Below are 15483 nucleotides of genomic sequence, written 5' to 3'. Positions count from 1 at the left end.
GTCCGAGTCTCCCTAGGTATCGCCAGGGAGACTCGGACAAGCGCTCTACTTCGCGGAAGAAGCCAGCACTCAACGTTTCAGGCCCAGGGTCCGTAGCTCTAGATCCGCCAGGCGGCGGACCGTCGATTGGTCGTTCTCGCGCCATGCCGTGACCGGGTCGTCCGAGATCTTGGTCAGGGAGCGCAGCGGCTGGTTCGCCAGGGCCCGCAGGGCCAGGAGCGCCGGATCGGCTGTCAGCAGACGCCGGCCCGCGCTCGCGCGCCGGATGAACCGGATCCGGAACGGCACGTACAGCACGGCCACCAGCAGCACCGGGATGAGGAACACGGCGATCCCGACGAGGAGCGCGATGTCGGCCACCGTCTCGGCCTGGGACCGTCCGGCGGCGGCCAGGCTCTCCGCGGCGTCCGCGGCGCCGCGGAAGGGTGCGGCCAGGTCGTCGCCGACGCCCGGGATGCCGCCGATGCGGCCCTCGACGTCGTGGAACCTGCCGGCCATCTCGTCGGCCGCGGACGCCGTCGCCCGGCCCGGCGCTCCGAGCGTCATCGTCGCGTCGTGGGCCTCCCGCCCGGCCCAGGCCCAGCCCGCGATCCACGCGAGCAGGATCAGGTCGCCGAGCACCTGGCGTGCGCACCGGGCGGGTGCTGCCGCGTACAACCTCATGGTCTGGTCCTCCGGACGTCGGCGAGTGGCACGCCGCACCGTATCGGACCAGAGCCCGCATTCGGGGCGCCACCACGGGACAGATCTGTGGTTGCATACTCCCCGACCTGTTTCCGACATTGCGGAGGTATGACCCATGACTGCCGACGACGAGCTCACCCGCACCTTCGTCGAGTTCGACGGCGACGGCGACGGCCGCATCACCGCCGACGAGTTCCGCCAGGCCATGGCCACCCGCGGCGAGGAGACCACGGACCAGGACCTCGAGCAGATCTTCGGCAAAGCCGACCACGACGAGGACGGCCGCATCGATCTCGCCGAGTTCACGGAGGCGTGGAACGCCTGAACCCGTCCATGGACGGGTCCGGCAGGCTCATCGAGCCCGGCGCCGAACCTGTCCGAAACATCCGAACTGCTCTACACTGAGAGGTTCGGAGTCATGAAACGGCTCCCGGTCCGCAGGGGATCTGGGAGGTTCATATGTCGTACGTCGATCAGCCCCAGAATGCCGGCGACCGACAGGACGAGACGGTGCCCCGCGCGGTCGTCAGCCAGGCGATGATCGAACGAGCCAAGAGCGTGGTCGTCCTGGCGCAGCGCGTCGACGAGGACGAGGCCGCTCAGATCCTCCTCGCCGCAGCCTGCAAGGCCAACATCCCGGTGCGTCTGGCTGCCGACCAGGTCATGGCGGCGCTGCAGGCCGACGAGTGCCGGGACGGCATCACGCACGAGACGCTCATGCGCGCGCTCGCCGCCGTCCGGCCGATACCCCGGCCGCAGCCGACCGGCCACCCGACGGGCACGGCCGCCTGACACCCCCGGCGAGCCGGGCCGCGGCCGGGAACCCTGGTCAGCCGCGGCCGACGGCGGCCGCCAGGCCGGCGACCGTGTCGCGCACCGCGTCCCGCGCCGGGGCGAGGTACTTGCGCGGGTCGGTCACGGTCTCGTCGTCCGCGAGGTACTGCCGCACCCGCGCGGTGTAGCCGACGTTGAGCGCGGTGCCGACGTTGACCTTGCGGATGCCGGCCGCGACGGCCGCCCGGAGCGTCGCCACGGGCACCCCCGAGGACCCGTGCAGCACGAGCGGCACCGGCAGGCGCTCCGCGAGGCGGGCGATCAGGTCCAGGTCGAGCTCCGCCGTCGCCGCGGTCATCGCATGCGAGCTGCCGACCGCGACGGCGAGGCCGTCGACGCCGGTCCGCTCCACGAACGACGCCGCCTCGTCCGGGTCGGTCCGCACGCCCGGCGCGTGCGCGCCGTCCTTGCCGCCGATGGCGCCCAGCTCGGCCTCGACCCACAGGGACGCGCGGTGCCCGGCCGCGGCGAGCTCCGCCGTCGTCGCGACGTTGGCCTCGTACTCCAGGTGGGCGGCGTCGACCATGAGCGACGAGATCCCGAGCCGCCCGGCGCCGGCGACCACCGCGCGGGCCAGCTCGACGTCCTGCACGTGGTCGAGGTGCACCGAGACCGGGACGCCCGCCGCGGCCGCGACCTCGCGGCAGGCCGCGACCAGCGGCGTCATCCGCCCGCCGTGGAAGCGCACGGCGTTCTCGCTCACCTGCAGGATCCCGGGGACGCCGGCCGCCTCGAGCCCGGCCGCGATGCCCTCCGCGTGCTCCAGCGTGATGACGTTGAACGCGAGGACTGCGGCGTCGGCCCGCACCGCGTCGGCGACGAGGGCGCCCGTCCGCGCCAGGGTCACAGGGCACCCGCCGGGGCGGGGGCGCGCAGGGCGTCGGGCAGCAGGTCGCCGTGCGCCGTGGTCAGCTCGTCGCAGACCGCCCAGATCTGCTCGGGGGTCAGCGTGGAGGCCGTGTTCGGGTCCATGAGCGCGGCCTGGCGGACCAGGAGCGGGTCGCCGGTCCGGGCGGCCTCCACCGTCAGCCGGCCGACCGAGACGTACGCCTGGTTGACCGCCGCGCACTGGATCGGCAGCGCGCCCATGGCCACCGGCGCGATGCCCGAGGCGCCCACGATCGCGGGCACCTCGACGACGGCGTCCTGCCCCAGGTTGTCGATCAGCCCGCGGTTGGGAACGTTGACGTGCACCTCGCGCCGCGTCCCCGTGACCAGCGAGTGGATGATCTGCGGCGCGTACTCGCTCGCGCCGTCCTCCAGCTCCAGCTCGCCGCCCGCGGACAGGGTCTGCCTTGCCCGGTCGAGCTCGGCGAGGTTCTCGCGGCTGATGCCGACGTACTCCAGCGGCTCCAGCCGGTAGCGCTCGATCTGCGCGTCCGAGCGCAGGAACCACGACAGGTACTCCGAGGAGTGCTCGCTCGTCTCCGTCGGGTAGTAGCCGAGGCGGCGGAAGATCTCGACGCGCACGCGGCGCTCCAGCTCGGGGTCGGCGCGGATGCGGTCGCGCAGCACCGGGTAGAGGTCCTGGCCGTCGTGCTCCCACTCCAGCAGCCAGGCCTGGTGGTTGACGCCGGCCGCACGGAAGCGCGTCTCCTCCACCGGGACGCCCACCAGCTCGGCGAGGTCGTGGGCCGTCCAGTAGACGCTGTGGCACAGCCCGGCGACCTTGAGCTCCGGCGCGACCACGGACAGCCACCACACGTTCATCGCCATCGGGTTCGTGTAGTTGAGCAGCCACGCGTCCGGGCACAGCTCGCGCATGTCCGCGGCCAGCGCCGTGAGCACCGGGAACGTCCGCAGCGCGCGGAAGATCCCGCCGACGCCGGTGGTGTCGCCGATCGTCTGCCGCAGCCCGTGCCGCGCCGGGATCTCGAGGTCGGCGATCGTCGCGGGGACGCCCCCGACCTGGATCATGTTGATCACGAAGTCCGCACCGTCGAGCGCCGCCCGGCGGTCCGCCGTCGCGACGACGGTCGCCCGGGCGCCGAGCTGGCGGCCGACCTGACGTGCGGTCGCCTCGGCGACGTCGAGCCGCTCCGGGTCGATGTCGTGGAGCACGAGGCGCGCGTCCACGAGCTCGGGGAAACGCAGGATGTCGGCGACGAGCTGCCGGGTGAAGACGACGCTCCCGGCGCCGATGAACGCGATGCTGACCATGGCGTCGATCATCCGGGGGCCCGCGCGAGATGTGCAAGAATGCGATCAGAATTCGCGTTAAACGATCAGTTTGAGTGAGCGGTTCGAGAAGGGAACGGCATGGCGACCACCGCGGAATCGGCGCCCCACGCCATCTCGCACAAGCGCACCGAGCGCATGATGCGGACCCTGACCTACGTCAACGAGCAGGGCACCACGCGGCTCACCGACCTGGTGCGGGAGCTCGGCGTCTCCTCGGCGACGATGCGGCGCGACCTGGCCGCGATGGAGGAGCAGGGCCTGCTGGTCCGCACGCACGGCGGCGTCCGCGCGCTCGATCCCACGACCGAAGTCCCGGTGCTGCTGCGGGACAACCGGTTCCGGGACGCCAAGCTGCGCATCGCCGAGCACGCCGCGGGGCTGCTCCCGGCCGGCCGCTACTCGGTTGCCATCAGCGGCGGTACGACGGCGGCGGCCGTCGCCCGCGCGCTGGCCACCCGCCCCGACCTCGCCATCGTCACGAACGCGCTGACCACCGCCACCGAGCTCGCGTCGCGGAGCAACCTGAAGGTGATCATGACAGGCGGGTTCGTGCGGTCCAGCTCGTTCGAGGCCGTCGGCGCGCTGGCCGAGAACACGTTCAACGCGATCAACGTCGGGACGGCGTTCCTGGGCACCGACGGCATCAGCGTGCGCGGCGGCGCGACGACCCACGACGAGACCGAGGCGCGCACCAACCACGCCATGCTGGCGCACGCCGAGCACGTGGTGGTCGTGGCCGACGGCTCGAAGGTGGGCCGGGTGACCCTCGCGAAGGTCGCCGACCTCGCGGAGATCGACGTGCTGGTCACGGACTCCTCCGCCGACCCGAAGGCCCTGGCCGCGATCGAGGCGGCGGGCGTGGAGATCCAGGTAGTCCCGGACTGACCGCCGCGCCGGCCGCCGGCCGCCGGCCTGGTCGCCTCACCGGCCGAACGTAGGCCTGGTCGCTCCAAGGGCGTTCGGAGAGCGACCAGCCCTACGTTCGACCGATGAGGCGACCAGGCCTACGTTCGGCGATCGGAGTCGTCACAGGTCAGACGGCGGTGGTGACCTGAACCTCCTGCGCCAGGCGGCGGGCCAGGGTTGGGTCCAGGATGGCCGCGCCCGGGACCTGGGCGTTCGCCGTTCCGGTCGCAATCGCGAGCGCCAGGGCGTCCGCGAGGTCGGCGCCGTTGTCGAGCGCGACGAGCAGGCCGCCCAGGAACGAGTCGCCGCTGCCGACCGGGAAGTTCCCCGTGTGCCCGGCGAGCCGCGCGCGCAGGACCCGGTCGCCGTCGGTCGCCCAGGCACCGTCGGCGCCGTCGGTGATGACGACCAGTCCCTCGGCGAGTGCGTGCACGGCGGCGAGCAGCTCAGGCACGGACGGTTCGCCGGCGGCGGCGGCGCCAGCCCCAGCGGCACCACCACGCGCGGCGCCACCAGCACCAGCGCCGCCACCAGCACCCACCAGCTCCAGCGCCTCCCACCGGTTGACCTTCACCAGGTCGGGCTGCGCGCCGACCGCGCTCCGCAGCGCCGGGCCGTGGCTGTCGACGGCGACCCGGACGCCGGCGTCGTGCAGCCGGCGCACGACGTCGGCGAGCAGCCCGGCCGGCGCCGCGTCCGGCAGCCCGCCCGAGACGAACCACCACCCGGGCCGGGCCGCGGCCAGCGCGACGGCGGCGTCCAGCGCGGCCGCGGCCGTGCTCACGGAGACCGGGACGGCGCGCTCGTAGATCTCCGTGAGCCGCCCGCTGGCGCGGGAGAAGATCGAGACGCAGCTGCGCGTCGGCTCCGTGCCGAACACCGCGTGCAGGTCGACGCCGTCGGCCCGCGCCCCGTCGGCGACGTCCCGGCCCGCGCCCGCGCCGAGCACCGCCACCGCGGAGACCCGCGCGCCGAGCGCGGCGGCCGCGCGCGCCGCGTTCAGCGCCTTGCCGCCCGCGACCCGGTGGACCGAGCGCGGACGCTGGATCCCCTCCAGCTCGTCGACCACGTACGTGACGTCGAGCGACGGGCTGAGCGCGAGCGCAGAGATCACCGCGCGAGCTCCCGCTCCAGGTCGCCGAGCGTGGCCTGCCGCCCGGTCCCGCCCGACCCGAGGGTCGAGAGCGACCCCGCGACGGTCGCCCACCGCACGCGCTCCCCCTCGTTCGAGACGCCGTGCGCCAGCGCCGCCAAGTAGCCCGCGTCGAAGCTGTCCCCCGCCCCCGTCGTGTCGACGACGTCGACGGCCACGCCCGGCGCGCGGACGACGTCGCCGTCGGGCCCCACCGACCAGCCGCCGTCCGCCCCGTCCTTGACGACCACGCGCGGGCCGCGCCGGGCGAGCCGGGTCGCGAGCGTCACGTCGTCGAGGTCCGCCGGCTCGCCGAGCGCGCCCGCGATGGCGCGCAGCTCGTTGCGGTTGGGCAGCAGCAGGTCCAGGTGGCCCAGCACCTCGTCGAGCCCCGCCCACTCCTCGGCGGGGTCCCAGTTGGTGTCGAGGCTCGTCGTCCAGCCCTGCGCCCGGGCGCGGGCGAGCACGTCGGGCAGTGCCCGCGCCAGGCCCGGCTGGAGAAAGTAGGACGCGACGTGCAGCAGCCCCGGCGCGCTCCGCGCGTCGAGCACCTCGGTGACCCGCTGCCCGGTGAGCGTGGGAATGGTCCCGGGCACGGTCAGGATCGCGCGATCCTCGGGCGTGGAGAGGTTGACGGACAGCCCGGTGGGCTCGCCGTCCGCCACCTCGACGGACGCGACGTCGACCCCGCACCCGCGCAGGGCGTCGAGCGTGAACGTGCCGAACGTGTCGGCGCCCACCCGGGCCACGAGCGACGTCGGCACCTCCAGGCGCGCGACGCCCGACGCGGCGATGGCCGCCGAGCCGCCGAGCACCAGGTCCCCCGAGTCGACGAGCTGCTCGGCCTGGCCGAAGCGGGGCACGACGTCGCCGCGCAGCACCAGGTCGACGTTCGCGTCCCCCACGACCACCACGGGCAGCGGCCCGCGCGGCGACGTCCGGCCGGCGGTCATCCCTTGACCCCCGAGAACGTCATGGTGGCGATGAACTGCTTCTGCGCGAACACGAAGAAGAGGATAAGGGGCAGCGTCGCGACCACATTGCTCGCCATGAGCAGCGACCAGTCCGTGCGCCGCGCGCCCTGGAAGTTGGTGATGCCGAGCTGCAGCGTGAACGCGCCCGGGTCATTGATGGCGATCAGCGGCCAGACGAGGTCGTTCCAGGAGCTCAGCAGCGTGAAGATCGCCAGCGTCGCGAGCGCCGGCCTGGCGAGCGGCAGGATGATCCGCCAGAACGTGCCCCAGCGGGAGCAGCCGTCGAGCAGGGCGGCCTCCTCGAGCTCCACCGGGAGCGACAGGAAGAACTGGCGCATCAGGAAGATCCCGAACACCGACGCGAGCCACGGCACCATCGCCGCGGCGAGGGTGTCGATGATCCCGGCGCGGGCGAACATCACGTAGGTCGGCACCATGAGGAGCTGCGTCGGGATCATGATCGTCGCGACGATCATGAGGAACCCGGCGTTGCGCCCCGGGAACTTCAGCCGCGCGAACCCGTAGCCCGCGAGCGAGCACAGGGCCAGGTGGGACACCACCGCGACCAGCGACACCAGCACGGTGTTGCCGGTCCACAGGAGGACGTCGGTGTCGCGGAACAGCTTCACGTACCCGTCGAGCGTCAGCTCGGAGGGGAAGAACCGCGGCGGGAACCGGTTGATCTCCGACTCGGGCGTCAGGGACGTGAGGAACATCTGCACGAACGGCGTCGCGAAGACCAGCGCCACGGGTACGAGCACGAGGTGCGACCAGCCCGTGCGCCGCCGCCGCTTCGGCGTCGGCTCCTCCTGTGTGGCCGACGGCGGCCAGGGCGCCGGGCGGGGAGAGGCGAGCACCGCCATCAGAGTCCTCCTACCGTGCTGCGGCGCGAGTAGATCGTCACACCGATGGTGATCGCGAGGGTGACGGCGAACAACCCGTAGGCGACCGCCGACGCGTAGCCGAACTCGAGGTCCTTGAAGGCCGAGGTCCACAGGTAGTAGACGATGGTCTCCGTGGCCTTCAGCGGCCCGCCGCGCGTCGTCGTGTACACGAGGTCGAAGAGCTGGATCGCCTGGATCGTCTGCCAGATCGCGACGAACACCGTCACGGGCGCGAGCTGCGGGAACGTGACGTGCCAGAACGACTGCCAGCGGTTCGCGCCGTCGACCCACGCGGCCTCGGTGAGCTCCGCGGGGATGTCCTGCAGCGCGGCGAGGTAGATGACCGTCGTAAAGGCGGCCTGCCCCCACAGCGACATGATCGCGAGGACCACCATCGCCTGGTGCGGGTCCTCCAGCCAGCCCTGCTGGGGCAGCCCGACGACGCGCAGCACGTTGTTCACGAGCCCGAACTGCGGGTTGAACAGGTAGGTCGTCAGGATGCCGGTCGCTGCGGCCGAGACCACGAACGGGAGGAAGATGAGGGTGCGGTACAGGCCGACCAGCACGATCCGCCGGTTCAGCGCGACGGCGAGGCCGAGGCCCAGCAGCACCGAGGCCGGCACGAACAGCGCCGTGTACAGCAGGGTGTGCCCGGCCGCTGCGGCGAGGTCGGCGTCGCCGGCCATCTCGCGGTAGTTGTCGAACCCCACCTGCTCGGGAACGGAGAACCCGTTCCACTCCTGCAGGGAGAGCAGGAACGCCCAGACCGCGGGGAAGATCGACAGGCCCAGCACGATGACGGTCGCCGGCGCGACGAACCCCCACCCGGTCAGCCCCTCCCTGACCCGCCGGGCGGCACCCGGCCGCCGGTCCGGGAGGGGCCGCCGGGCCGAGCCGCGCCGTCGGGCCGAACCGGGCCGCCGGGCCGAACCGGGCCGCCGGGCCGGGGCGGCGGTGGCCGTCATTTGTCCGCCAGCGCGGCCGTGGCCTCGTCGGCGGCCCGCGTCAGCGCCTCGGCCGGCTCGCCCTGCCCCTGCAGCACCTCGGAGATCGAGGTGCCGATCGCCTCGGAGAGGTTCACGTAGCCCGGCACGGTGGGGCGCGGGATGGTCGCGTTCTCGCTGTTCTCGGCCATCACGTCGAGGCCGGGCATGTCCTTGACCTGCTTCTGGAACTCCGGCGAGTCCATCTCGCTCTCGCGCAGCGGCAGGTTGCCGTACACGACGTTCCAGCGCACGTCCTGCTCGGGGTCGGTGAGCCACTTGGTGAACTCGTACGACCAGTACTCGCGGTTGGCGTCCTGGTGGTCGAAGAGCACCCACAGGTCCGCGCCGGAGATGGTCGTGTGCTCGCCGTCGGTCCCCGGCAGCGGCACGACGCCGTAGTCCGTGCCCGCCACCTGCAGGTCGTACAGCGACCACGGGCCGGACGTGATCATGCCGATCTGGTCGCTCGCGAAGATCTGCCCGAACTTGGTGTCGGTCTGGTCGAGGTACACGGACTCGTCCTCGACCGCCATGTCGCGCAGCAGCGTGAGCGCGTCGACCCCGGCCTGTGAGTCGAAGGTCGCCTCGGTCTCGGACTCGTCGAGGATCTCGCCGCCGTTCTGCCACAGGTGCGGCCAGAACTGCCAGGTTGTCTCCTCGGACCCGGAGACCGAGTACGCGTACCCGTAGGTGCTGGTGGCCGGGTCGGTGAGCTCGCGGGCCGCGGTGCGGAAGTCGTCCCAGGTCCAGTCCTGGGTGGGGTACTCGACCCCGGCCTCGTCGAAGACCGTCTTGTTGTAGATCAGGGAGAGGTTGTCGACGACGGCGGGGAACCCGATGGTCGCGTCGCCCGTCGGCTGCGCCGTCGCGCGGGCCGCCCCCGAGAACTCCTCCCAGCCGACGGCGGGGTCGGCCACCTGCTCGGTGATGTCGAGCGTCCGTTCGGAGTCGGCGAGCTCGCTCGCCCACGACCCGAACGCGTAGGAGATGTCGGGGTAGGTCCCGCCGGCGAACGACGAGGACAGCTTCTGGAGCAGGTCCTCGGTCGACGGCGCCCCCGACGAGACCTCGATCGTCACGTTCGGGTGCTCCTGCTCGAACTCCTCGGCGAGCCCGGTGAGGATGGTCTGGGCCTGGTCGGCCTGTCCCGTCCACCAGGTGAGCGTGACGTCGGCGTCCTTGTCGAGTGCCGTCGCGCCCTGCGCGCCCGAGGAGCACGAGGTGAGCAGCGCCGTCGTGAGGAGCAGGGCGGCGGCGGCCGCGGCGCCCTGTCCGCGGGCGGTACCGATGTGGTGACGCAGCATGATCGTCCTCGTCTCTCCTGCGTGCTTGGGGGTCTTCTGGGGTAGTAGCTGGGGTCGGCCAGCTGGGGTCGGCCAGCTGGGGTCGGCCAGCTGGGTCAGCCGAGCACCACGGAACGGGTGAGGTGGCGCGGGGCGTCGGCGTCCAGCCCGCGTGCCGCGGCGAGCCCGACGGCGAGGCGCTGCGCCTGCACGAGCTGGATCAGCGGGTCCAGGTCCCAGTGCTGGACCGTCGCCCCCGTGCGCTCGATGTCGGCGGCGAGCGCCGGGTCGGCGTCGCCGAAGAGCGTCACCAGGCTGGTCTCCCCCGCTACCGCGACGGGGCCGTGGCGGTAGTCGAGGGCTGGGTAAGACTCGGACCATGCCTGCGCGGCCTCGCGGATCTTCAGCGCGGCCTCCTGCGCGAGCCCGTAGGTCCAGGACCGGCCGAGGAAGACGAAGTGGTCGAAGCGCGACGGGTCGACAGGGAGCGGTTCGGCGAGCACCTCTGCCGCCCGCTCGATCACGGGCCCGAGCTTCTCGCCGAACCCGGTGCGCGCGAGCGCCAGGACGGAGGTGGGGAACCGGGTCTGGACCACGGACTCCTCGTCGGCGAAGTCCAGCACGAGTGTCTCGTCCGCCGCCTGGGCCACCGGAGTACCTGCGACGCCGACGACCGCGGCCTTCACCGTGCCCGCGGGAACCTGGGCCAGGGCCTCGAGCACCTCGCTCGTCGTCCCCGAGCGGCTGATCACGACCACCCGGTCGTACGGGCGGCCCGGCGTCCACTCGGACGCGTAGGCGGCATCCGTCTCGCCGTGACCGGCACGCTCCCGCAGGACCGCCACGGACTCGGCGACGAACGCGCTGGTGCCGCAGCCGAGCAGCAGCACCCGCTCGCCCGGCCGGCCGAGCACCGGCGCGCCCTCGGCCGCCGCGGCGACGGCGCGCGCCCAGACCTCGGGCTGGCTGCGGATCTCGCGTTCGGTCGTGGTGCTGGTGCTCACGTGCGGCGTCCTGTCGTCGTCCGGGGAGCCCGCTGCCGGGCCGGATGCTCGGCGCCGACCGGGTCGGCGCCGTCGACGCCCATGGTGCTCGACGGTTGCGCGAGAGTCACCAAGACTGGCGGATTCGATCACTCTGACTGATTGAATCGCGTAACAAGTCGGCAATCTGCTCACGCATGCCCGATCCTCGTGGACGGCACGCTCACGTCGAGCACTTTCGCCGACCGCCGCCGAGGAGGCAGTCATGAACCACGTCCACGACCCGCTGGGAGCCGTCGGCTCCGCAAGCCCCGCAGTGCCGAGCCTCCAGCTGGTCGACTGGACCCCGCGCCCACAGGTCTCCGTCCCCGCCACCCGGGTCGCGCGTGCCGCGGCGCCCGTCGTCGACGTGCACAACCACCTCGGGCGCTGGCTCACGACCGACTGGTGCACGCCCGACGTCGCCGCGCTGCTCGCGATGATGGACGACGCCGGCGTCGAGACCGTCGTCAACCTCGACGGCCTGTGGGGCGCGGAGCTGGACGCCAACCTCGACCGGTACGACCGGGCTCACCCGGGGCGCTTCCTCACCTTCTGCCAGCTCGACTGGACCCTGCTGAGCCGCCCCGGCGGGGAGCGCGAGATCCAGGAGCAGCTCCGCGACAGCGCCGCGCGCGGCGCCCGCGGCCTCAAGGTGTGGAAGAACGTGGGCCTCACGGTCCGGGGGCCCGACGGCGAGCTGGTGCTGCCCGACGACCAGCGGGTGATCGACGTCCTCGCCCTGGCCGGCGAGCTCGGGCTGCCGGCGCTGGTCCACGTCGCCGACCCGAAGGCGTTCTTCGACCCGCTGGACGCGCACAACGAGCGGTTCGACGAGCTCGCGGGCCAGCCGGACTGGTCGTTCGCCGACCGGGACCGGTACCCGTCGTTCGACCAGCTCCTGGACGCGTTCGAGCGCCTGCTCGTGGCGACCCCTGGCACCCGGTACATCGGGGCACACGTCGGCTGCGTCGCCGAGGACCTCGACCACGTCGAGCGCCTCCTGCGCACGGCGCCCCACCTCGTCGTCGACATCGCGGGCCGCCTCGCCGAGCTCGGCCGGCAGCCCCGGCGGTTCCGGCGGCTCGTCGAGGCGTTCCCCGACCGCGTGCTCTTCGGCACCGACGCCTTCCCGCTCTCCCCCGAGCAGCTCGAGGTCCACTTCCGCTTCCTCGAGACAGACGACGAGTGCTTCGACTACGCGCCGGGCGAGGAGATCCCGCCGCAGGGCCGGTGGCAGATCGCGGGCGCCGCCCTGCCCGCGCACCTGCTGCCGGGCCTGTACGCGGACAACGCCCGGCGGGTGCTCGGCCTGGACGAGGGCTGACGCTCGGCCCGAAAGGCGGGCAAGGCCCGATCTTGGCAGAATGACCATATGGCCGCACTTGAGGACCTCCTCGACGACTACATGTTCAGGTCCGAGTCCGAGACGGACAGGAACGAGAAGTTCGCCGCGCTGATGAAGGCGTTCCTGCGCACCGACGAGGAGTGGGCAGCCCAGTTCGACACCGTGTGGTCATGGGACGAGTGGCCTGAGCACCAGGGCCCGCGCGACGGGATCGACCTCGTCGCGCGCGAGCACGAGACGGAGCACCTGGTGGCAGTGCAGTGTGCATTCCACGACCCGAGCCGGCCATTGTCGAAGCCGGATGTCGCCCCATTCCTCTCGGCGTCGAACAAAGCGCCATTCACCGCGCGGCTCGTGGTCGCGACGACCGATACCTGGAACAAAGATCTTGAAGAAGAGATTCAGGATGAAGAAATACCCGTCACCCGGGTCGGCCTGAAGCGGATGCTCGATTCCTCGGTCGACTGGACCAGGTTCGGGCCGCGGGCCGCGGCAGCCGCGGGATAGCTCCGCACGACCCGTTCGATCCACCCCGCGAAGCACCCCCCACACCGCTCCGCACGCAGGGTCAAATGCGATCGCAATTCTATGCATTTGCATAGACGTTCCACACAAATACCCGCGAACGGCACCGGACAATACACGTGAAGGACCGATATGTCACTCACCACCGCCAGCCCTCTCGACGGCGGCCTCACTCCCTCGATCTGCACCACCTATGGCGACCGCACCGGTGACAGCGGCTACGCCCGGACCCGCGCGACCGGCGGCGAGTACTCGGCAGTCGTCGACCACCCCGCACTGCCGGCGGCGCTGGAGACCACCGAGGTCCGCGTCTGCCGCGGTGCCGCCGTCGACCTCGCCGACCGGTGGGCGTTCTTCGACGACCTCACGCCCGCCGCCGCGTTCGTCTGCGCCGGCCGCATGTCCAACATGGTGCCGTCGTGGGACCTCTTCGAGGCCGCGGAGGTCCGGGCCTTCTGCCCCGAGCACCGCCGCGAGGAGGCCGCGCTCCTCCTGGGCCGCCAGGTCTACGAGCGCTCGGAGATCCACGCCCTCGTGACCCGCTTCGCCGCGCACCTCCCCGACGCGCCGGACCCACGGGCCACTCCGACGACCTGAGCGCCTGTCGGGCGCCGCGCCGTCTGGGTGGTCACGACCCGGTCGAGTGGGTGTGGCGCGCCGCGACCTGGCTCCGGCCGCCGGCGTTTCGCCGGACCGCACGGCTTCTGGCACAGTGACCGCAGCTGACCGCCCTGCCCACTGAACGGAGCCCGACGTGGCGTGGACGCATCTCGCCCCGGACCTCCTCGGCGTCTTCTTCTTCGCGGTCTCCGGGTCCCTCCTCGCCGTCCGGCGACGTTTCGACATCGTCGGCTCGCTCCTGCTGGGCACCTGCGTCGGCCTCGGCGGCGGGATCCTGCGGGACGTGATCCTCGACGTCGGCGTGCCGCGGGCCTTCGACTCGCCGGTCTACCTCGTACCGCCGGTGGCCGCCGCGGTCGTCGTGTACTTCTTCGCGCACGTCGTGCAGCGCTTCCACGACATCCTGCTCACGTTCGACGCCGCCGGCATGGCGCTCTTCTCGGTCACCGGCACGCTGGTCTCGCTCGACGCGGGGATGAACCCGGCGGGAGCCGCGATCCTCGGCGTGGCCACCGCGGTGGGCGGCGGCGTCATCCGCGACGTCGTCGCGAACGACGTGCCGCAGATCTTCCGGTCCCGCGGCCTGTACGCCATCCCCGCGCTGATCGGTGCCGCGCTGACGAGCCTCGCCTCGTGGGCGGGCTGGTTCAACCTCGTCGCGGGCTTCGCCATCGCCGCGCTCGTGTTCGGCCTGCGCATGATCTCCCTGCGCTACCGCTGGGAGGCGCCGCCCGCCGGCGGACGGCGGCACGGCTCGCGGGACCCGAGGTAGACGAACCCGTCCGTCCACCCCGGCGTAGACTGTTCGGTCAGATCATCGGGACGAGCGCGAGAGCAGGCTGCGAGATGAGCACCACGACTTCGGGCGGACCGACGTCCGCCACCGCCGAGCCCGGCGCCGTTCGCTCCACCCGGGACCGCATCCTGGACGCCGCGACCGAGCTGTTCTACGCGCACGGTATCCGCGCGATCAGCGCCGACAAGATCATCGAGCGCGCGGGGATCACCAAGGTCACGTTCTACCGTCACTTCCACACCAAGGACGCCCTCGTGGTGGCCTACCTCGAACGGCAGGTGGCATGGGAGCGCGATGCGCTCGGCGGGCTGCGCGAGTCCGTGGACGACGACGCCGAGGCGCTGCGCCGGTTCGCCGCCGCGATCGGTGACGTGACCTGCAAGCCGGGCTTCCGCGGCTGCGCGTTCATCAACGCGGCGGCCGAGTACGCCGACCCGGACGGGCCGGTCCGGAAGGTGGTCGCCGAGCACCGCACCTGGTACCGGGGGCTGTTCGCGGGGATGCTCGGCGAGCTGGGTGTGGCCGACACCGAGCAGGCCGCCGACGAGCTGATGATGCTGCGCGACGGCGCGATGGTGTCGGGCTCCCTCGACGACCCGTCCCACGTGGGCGGCACCCTGGAGCGCGCGATCTTCGCGGTGGTTGACGCCGGCCGTTCGGCCCGCTGACCGCACTCACCACCGCCGTGTCAGACGCTCAGGCCACTCTGGTGACCTGAGCGTCTGACACGTCACAGCCCCGCAGAGACTTGTGTCTCGGGGCAATCGTCGCATACGGTAGACGTACTAGTTCGTCTACCACCGGAGAACAACATCATGGCCGAGAGCATGTACACCGCAGTGGCGACCTCCACCGGCGACGGCCGCGCCGGAGGCCGCGCTGCCACCGACGACGGCATGCTGGACCTCACCCTGGCCATCCCGACCGCGATGGGCGGGCCGGGCGGGGGCACCAACCCGGAGCAGCTCTTCGCCGCCGGCTGGGCCGCCTGCTTCCACAGCGCGCTCAAGGGCGTCGCCGCCGCGCAGAGGATCAAGTTCACCGACTCCGCGGTGGTCGCCGAGGTCGGCATCCAGGCGACCGGTGACGGTGCGTACGGCCTGAGCGCCGCGCTGCACGTCGAGCTCGCCGGCGTGGACCAGGCCACCGCGGACGACCTGGTCGAGGCCGCCCACAAGGTCTGCCCGTACTCGAACGCCACCCGCGGCAACATCCCGGTGACGATCGACGCCACAGTCGCCTGACCTGCCCCCACCACCAGTCGTTGAGTGCTGGGTATTTGCGCCTCCGGAGCCCGATCAGGCGCA

At 72.3% G+C, this 15483-nt stretch carries 18 protein-coding genes; 9 read left to right on the top strand and 9 right to left on the bottom strand.

Annotation, left to right across the window (positions count from 1 at the left end; translation table 11 throughout):
* Positions 1-69: 69 nt before the first annotated feature.
* The gene (locus ACFT2C_RS25140; protein ID WP_377209822.1) at positions 70-663 is read right to left on the bottom strand and encodes a hypothetical protein; all 594 of its coding nucleotides are present in this window, start codon (positions 661-663) and stop codon (positions 70-72) included.
* Between the two features lie 136 nt (positions 664-799).
* Between ACFT2C_RS25140 and ACFT2C_RS25135 the strand changes: the two genes are divergently transcribed.
* Positions 800-1009, top strand: a complete 210-nt coding sequence (locus ACFT2C_RS25135; protein WP_377209821.1) for an EF-hand domain-containing protein — start codon at positions 800-802, stop codon at positions 1007-1009.
* Between the two features lie 134 nt (positions 1010-1143).
* Positions 1144-1476, top strand: coding sequence for an ANTAR domain-containing protein (locus tag ACFT2C_RS25130; RefSeq protein WP_377209820.1), 333 nt, complete (start codon positions 1144-1146; stop codon positions 1474-1476).
* A 37-nt stretch (positions 1477-1513) separates the two neighbouring features.
* Here ACFT2C_RS25130 and ACFT2C_RS25125 read toward each other — a convergent pair whose 3' ends face one another.
* A complete protein-coding gene (locus ACFT2C_RS25125; protein ID WP_377209819.1) occupies positions 1514-2365 on the bottom strand; it encodes a class II fructose-bisphosphate aldolase in 852 nt (283 codons plus the stop codon).
* The gene (locus ACFT2C_RS25120; RefSeq protein ID WP_377209818.1) at positions 2362-3678 is read right to left on the bottom strand and encodes an alpha-glucosidase/alpha-galactosidase; all 1317 of its coding nucleotides are present in this window, start codon (positions 3676-3678) and stop codon (positions 2362-2364) included. The genes ACFT2C_RS25125 and ACFT2C_RS25120 overlap by 4 nt, the downstream gene beginning before the upstream one ends.
* 99 nt (positions 3679-3777) lie before the next feature.
* Here ACFT2C_RS25120 and ACFT2C_RS25115 point away from each other — a divergent pair, with 99 nt between their 5' ends.
* The gene (locus ACFT2C_RS25115) at positions 3778-4584 is read left to right on the top strand and encodes a DeoR/GlpR family DNA-binding transcription regulator (protein ID WP_377209817.1); all 807 of its coding nucleotides are present in this window, start codon (positions 3778-3780) and stop codon (positions 4582-4584) included.
* Between the two features lie 148 nt (positions 4585-4732).
* Here the strand turns inward: ACFT2C_RS25115 and ACFT2C_RS25110 are convergent, their stop codons facing one another.
* The 6 genes from ACFT2C_RS25110 to ACFT2C_RS25085 form a co-directional block, all read right to left on the bottom strand.
* A complete protein-coding gene (locus tag ACFT2C_RS25110; RefSeq protein ID WP_377209816.1) occupies positions 4733-5719 on the bottom strand; it encodes a 1-phosphofructokinase family hexose kinase in 987 nt (328 codons plus the stop codon).
* Positions 5716-6690 (bottom strand): carbohydrate kinase family protein, encoded by a 975-nt coding sequence (locus ACFT2C_RS25105; protein ID WP_377209815.1) that lies wholly within the window; start codon positions 6688-6690, stop codon positions 5716-5718. The genes ACFT2C_RS25110 and ACFT2C_RS25105 overlap by 4 nt, the downstream gene beginning before the upstream one ends.
* Positions 6687-7574: a carbohydrate ABC transporter permease gene (locus ACFT2C_RS25100; protein ID WP_377209814.1), complete on the bottom strand. Its 888-nt coding sequence runs from the start codon at positions 7572-7574 to the stop codon at positions 6687-6689. The genes ACFT2C_RS25105 and ACFT2C_RS25100 overlap by 4 nt, the downstream gene beginning before the upstream one ends.
* Positions 7574-8560 (bottom strand): carbohydrate ABC transporter permease, encoded by a 987-nt coding sequence (locus ACFT2C_RS25095; protein ID WP_377209813.1) that lies wholly within the window; start codon positions 8558-8560, stop codon positions 7574-7576. Before ACFT2C_RS25095 ends, ACFT2C_RS25100 begins: the two co-directional genes overlap by 1 nt.
* On the bottom strand, positions 8557-9885 hold the full coding sequence (locus ACFT2C_RS25090; RefSeq protein WP_377209812.1) for an ABC transporter substrate-binding protein: 1329 nt from the start codon (positions 9883-9885) through the stop codon (positions 8557-8559). Before ACFT2C_RS25090 ends, ACFT2C_RS25095 begins: the two co-directional genes overlap by 4 nt.
* A gap of 95 nt (positions 9886-9980) precedes the next feature.
* On the bottom strand, positions 9981-10868 hold the full coding sequence (locus tag ACFT2C_RS25085; protein WP_377209811.1) for an SIS domain-containing protein: 888 nt from the start codon (positions 10866-10868) through the stop codon (positions 9981-9983).
* Between the two features lie 244 nt (positions 10869-11112).
* On the opposite strand from ACFT2C_RS25085, the gene ACFT2C_RS25080 reads away from it, so the two are divergent.
* The 6 genes from ACFT2C_RS25080 to ACFT2C_RS25055 all read left to right on the top strand — a co-directional run bounded on the left by ACFT2C_RS25080 (position 11113) and on the right by ACFT2C_RS25055 (position 15420).
* A complete protein-coding gene (locus ACFT2C_RS25080) occupies positions 11113-12213 on the top strand; it encodes an amidohydrolase family protein (RefSeq protein WP_377209810.1) in 1101 nt (366 codons plus the stop codon).
* A gap of 48 nt (positions 12214-12261) precedes the next feature.
* Positions 12262-12741 carry a hypothetical protein gene (locus tag ACFT2C_RS25075; protein ID WP_377209809.1) on the top strand — a complete coding sequence of 160 codons (480 nt, stop codon included), beginning with the start codon at positions 12262-12264 and terminating at the stop codon, positions 12739-12741.
* A 150-nt stretch (positions 12742-12891) separates the two neighbouring features.
* Positions 12892-13356, top strand: a complete 465-nt coding sequence (locus ACFT2C_RS25070; RefSeq protein ID WP_377209808.1) for a hypothetical protein — start codon at positions 12892-12894, stop codon at positions 13354-13356.
* A gap of 157 nt (positions 13357-13513) precedes the next feature.
* Entirely contained in the window at positions 13514-14152 is a 639-nt protein-coding gene (locus ACFT2C_RS25065) for a trimeric intracellular cation channel family protein (protein ID WP_377209807.1), read from the top strand.
* A 74-nt stretch (positions 14153-14226) separates the two neighbouring features.
* A complete protein-coding gene (locus ACFT2C_RS25060) occupies positions 14227-14844 on the top strand; it encodes a TetR/AcrR family transcriptional regulator (RefSeq protein ID WP_377209806.1) in 618 nt (205 codons plus the stop codon).
* Positions 14845-14991: 147 nt separating this feature from the next.
* Positions 14992-15420 carry an organic hydroperoxide resistance protein gene (locus ACFT2C_RS25055; protein ID WP_377209805.1) on the top strand — a complete coding sequence of 143 codons (429 nt, stop codon included), beginning with the start codon at positions 14992-14994 and terminating at the stop codon, positions 15418-15420.
* Positions 15421-15483 lie beyond the last annotated feature (63 nt).

This window comes from Promicromonospora sp. NPDC057138 (assembly GCF_042670845.1).
GTDB lineage: Bacteria > Actinomycetota > Actinomycetes > Actinomycetales > Cellulomonadaceae > Promicromonospora.
This window is presented reverse-complemented; position numbering and strand designations above follow the sequence as displayed.